Source organism: Streptomyces sp. SID9727 (genome assembly GCF_010550605.1).
In the GTDB taxonomy this organism is placed as follows: Bacteria; Actinomycetota; Actinomycetes; order Streptomycetales; family Streptomycetaceae; genus Streptomyces.
The window spans coordinates 1-2723 of sequence record NZ_JAAGNI010000109.1 but is presented as its reverse complement, the minus strand read 5'-3'; the positions used below and the strand labels follow the sequence as shown (position 1 = coordinate 2723).

Below are 2723 nucleotides of genomic sequence, written 5' to 3'. Positions count from 1 at the left end.
GACGGATGGTTGCTTTCGGCGGTGGGACGTACGAGGGATGCGCAGGGACCCCGGAATCCGGTTTCGAACCGGTCACGGTCGGGACTCGGAACCGGTTTGAGAGAGTGGAGCCATGCAGCCATCCACACACCGCGCGGACCGGGCCCCCCGTCATGTCGTCGTCATCGGCGGCGGCATCGCCGGACTCGCGGCCGCCCACCGGCTCGTCGGAGCCGGCCTGAGGGTCACCGTCCTGGAGGCGACCGACCGGCTCGGCGGCAAGCTCATGACCGGCGAGGTCGCCGGCGTCCGGGTCGACCTCGGCGCCGAGTCCATGCTCGCCCGCCGCCCGGAGGCCGTCGGCCTGGCCCGCGCCGTGGGCCTCGGCGACCGCCTCCAGCCGCCGGCCACGGCCACCGCCGCGCTGTGGACGCGCGACGCGCTGCGGCCGATGCCGAAGGGCCATGTGATGGGCGTCCCGGGAGACCCGTCCGTCCTGGGCGAGGTGCTGTCGGCCGAGGGGCTCGCCCGGATCGCCGAGGACCGCGAGCTGCCCTCGGTGCCGGTCGGCGAGGACGTCGCCGTCGGCGCGTACGTCGCGGACCGGCTGGGCCGCGAGGTCGTGGACCGGCTGGTGGAGCCCCTGCTCGGCGGCGTGTACGCGGGCGACGCCTACCGGATCTCGATGCGCGCCGCCGTGCCGCAGCTCTTCGAGGCCGCCCGGGAAGGCGGCTCCCTGCTCGACGGGGTCACCCGGCTCCAGGAGCGCGCCGCCGCCCGGCAGCAGACCGGGCCCGTCTTCCAGGGCATCGAGGGCGGCATCGGCAGCCTCCCGGGAGCCGTCGCCGAGGCCGTGCGCGCCGGAGGCGGCGAGATCCGCACCGAGACGCCCGTGCTGGGCCTGACCCGTAGCACCGACGGCTGGGACGTCCGCACCGACACCGGGGTCCTCCCCGCCGACGGCATCGTCCTCGCCGTGCCCGCCTGGTCCGCCGCCACGCTGCTCGCCGCCGAGTCGCCGGGCGCCTCGGCCGAGCTGGCGGGCGTCGAGTACGCGTCGATGGCACTGGTCACGATGGCGTTCCGGCGCTCCGACGTGACCGGCACGGCCTTCGACGGGCGCTCCGGCTTCCTCGTACCGCCGGTCGACGGGCACACCATCAAGGCCGCCACCTTCTCCACGCACAAGTGGCAGTGGGTGGCCGACGCGGCCCCGGACCTGTTCGTGCTGCGCACCTCCGTGGGCCGGTACGGCGAGGAGGAGCACCTGCACCGCGAGGACGGCGAGCTCGTCGGCATCTCCCTGCGTGACCTCGCCGCCGCGACCGGGCTCACCGCCCGGCCCGTGGGGACCGAGGTCACCCGGTGGATCGGCGGCCTGCCCCAGTACCCGGTGGGCCATCTCACCCGGGTCGCCCGGATCCGCGACGAGGTGGCGAAGCTGCCCGCGCTGCGGGTGTGCGGCGCGGTCTACGACGGGGTCGGCATCCCGGCCTGCGTGGCGAGCGCCCACCGGGCGGCGGACGAGATCGCAGGGGACCTCGGCGGGGGTCCCACCGGGGAGATCATCGCCACCCCCACCCTGGTTCAGGGCACTCGGAGCGAGGCGGGACAATAGCCGTATGAGTGCACCCGAGACTGCGACATCAAGCAAGGCTCCGAACGCCGGCAAGAAGGCCAAGGACCTCAATGAGGTCATCCGCTACACGCTGTGGTCCGTCTTCAAGCTGCGCGACGTCCTGCCCGCCGACACCGACCGCGCGGCCGTGTCCGGCGAGGTCCAGGAGCTGTTCGACCAGCTCGCCGCGAAGGACGTCACCATCCGCGGCACGTACGACGTCTCGGGCCTCCGCGCCGACGCCGACCTCATGATCTGGTGGCACGCGGAGACGGCGGACGAACTCCAGGAGGCGTACAACCTCTTCCGCCGCACCCGGCTCGGCCGCCACCTGGAGCCGGTCTGGTCGAACATGGCGCTGCACCGCCCCGCCGAGTTCAACAAGTCGCACATCCCGGCGTTCCTCGCCGACGAGACGCCGCGCAACTACGTCAGCGTCTATCCCTTCGTGCGCTCGTACGACTGGTACCTGCTGCCCGACGAGGACCGTCGCCGCATGCTCGCCGACCACGGCAAGATGGCCCGCGGCTACCCGGACGTGCGCGCCAACACCGTCGCCTCGTTCTCGCTCGGCGACTACGAGTGGATGCTGGCCTTCGAGGCGGACGAGCTGTACCGCATCGTGGACCTGATGCGTCACCTCAGGGCCTCCGAGGCGCGGATGCACGTCCGCGAGGAGGTCCCCTTCTTCACCGGCCGGCGCAAGTCGGTCGCGGACCTGGTGGCCGGGCTCGCGTAGCGAACGGGCTCGTGACCACCCCAACCCGGAAGATCAGACGGCGGGCATACGGCACCTCGTGCCGCCCGCTGGTCCAGCGACACCGGGTTCGGCTCAGCGGTGCGGCGCGCTTCGGGCGCGCCGCACCGTTTGTCATTCGCGGGTGCCCGGCCGCTTCCGTCCGCCGGACCGGCCCGTGAGCGCGGCCCGCAGCGCCGGGTCGTCCACCGCGTCCACCCCGCGCACCGCGACCGCCACCAGCGTGTCGTCCGTCGCGCCGTCCCCCGGCACCGCGCACGACGCCAGCAGCCGCTGCCCGTCCGGGGAGGCCCACGCACCGTAGGGGTGCGCCTCGACCCGGGCTATGGCCAGGCAGCCCAGGGCCAGCACGAGCGGCAGCGCGAACCA

At 73.8% G+C, this 2723-nt stretch carries 2 protein-coding genes and 1 pseudogene; 2 read left to right on the top strand and 1 reads right to left on the bottom strand.

All coding sequences use genetic code 11. The annotated features are described in order from the left end of the window. Positions 1-112: 112 nt before the first annotated feature. Positions 113-1597: a protoporphyrinogen oxidase gene (hemG, locus tag G3I41_RS06820; RefSeq protein ID WP_164399397.1), complete on the top strand. Its 1485-nt coding sequence runs from the start codon at positions 113-115 to the stop codon at positions 1595-1597. A 4-nt stretch (positions 1598-1601) separates the two neighbouring features. Beyond that, positions 1602-2336, top strand: coding sequence for a hydrogen peroxide-dependent heme synthase (gene hemQ / locus G3I41_RS06815; protein ID WP_164399396.1), 735 nt, complete (start codon positions 1602-1604; stop codon positions 2334-2336). 132 nt (positions 2337-2468) lie between these two features. Here hemQ and G3I41_RS06810 read toward each other — a convergent pair. Then, positions 2469-2723: pseudogene (locus G3I41_RS06810) on the bottom strand (TIGR04222 domain-containing membrane protein); the annotation flags it as partial.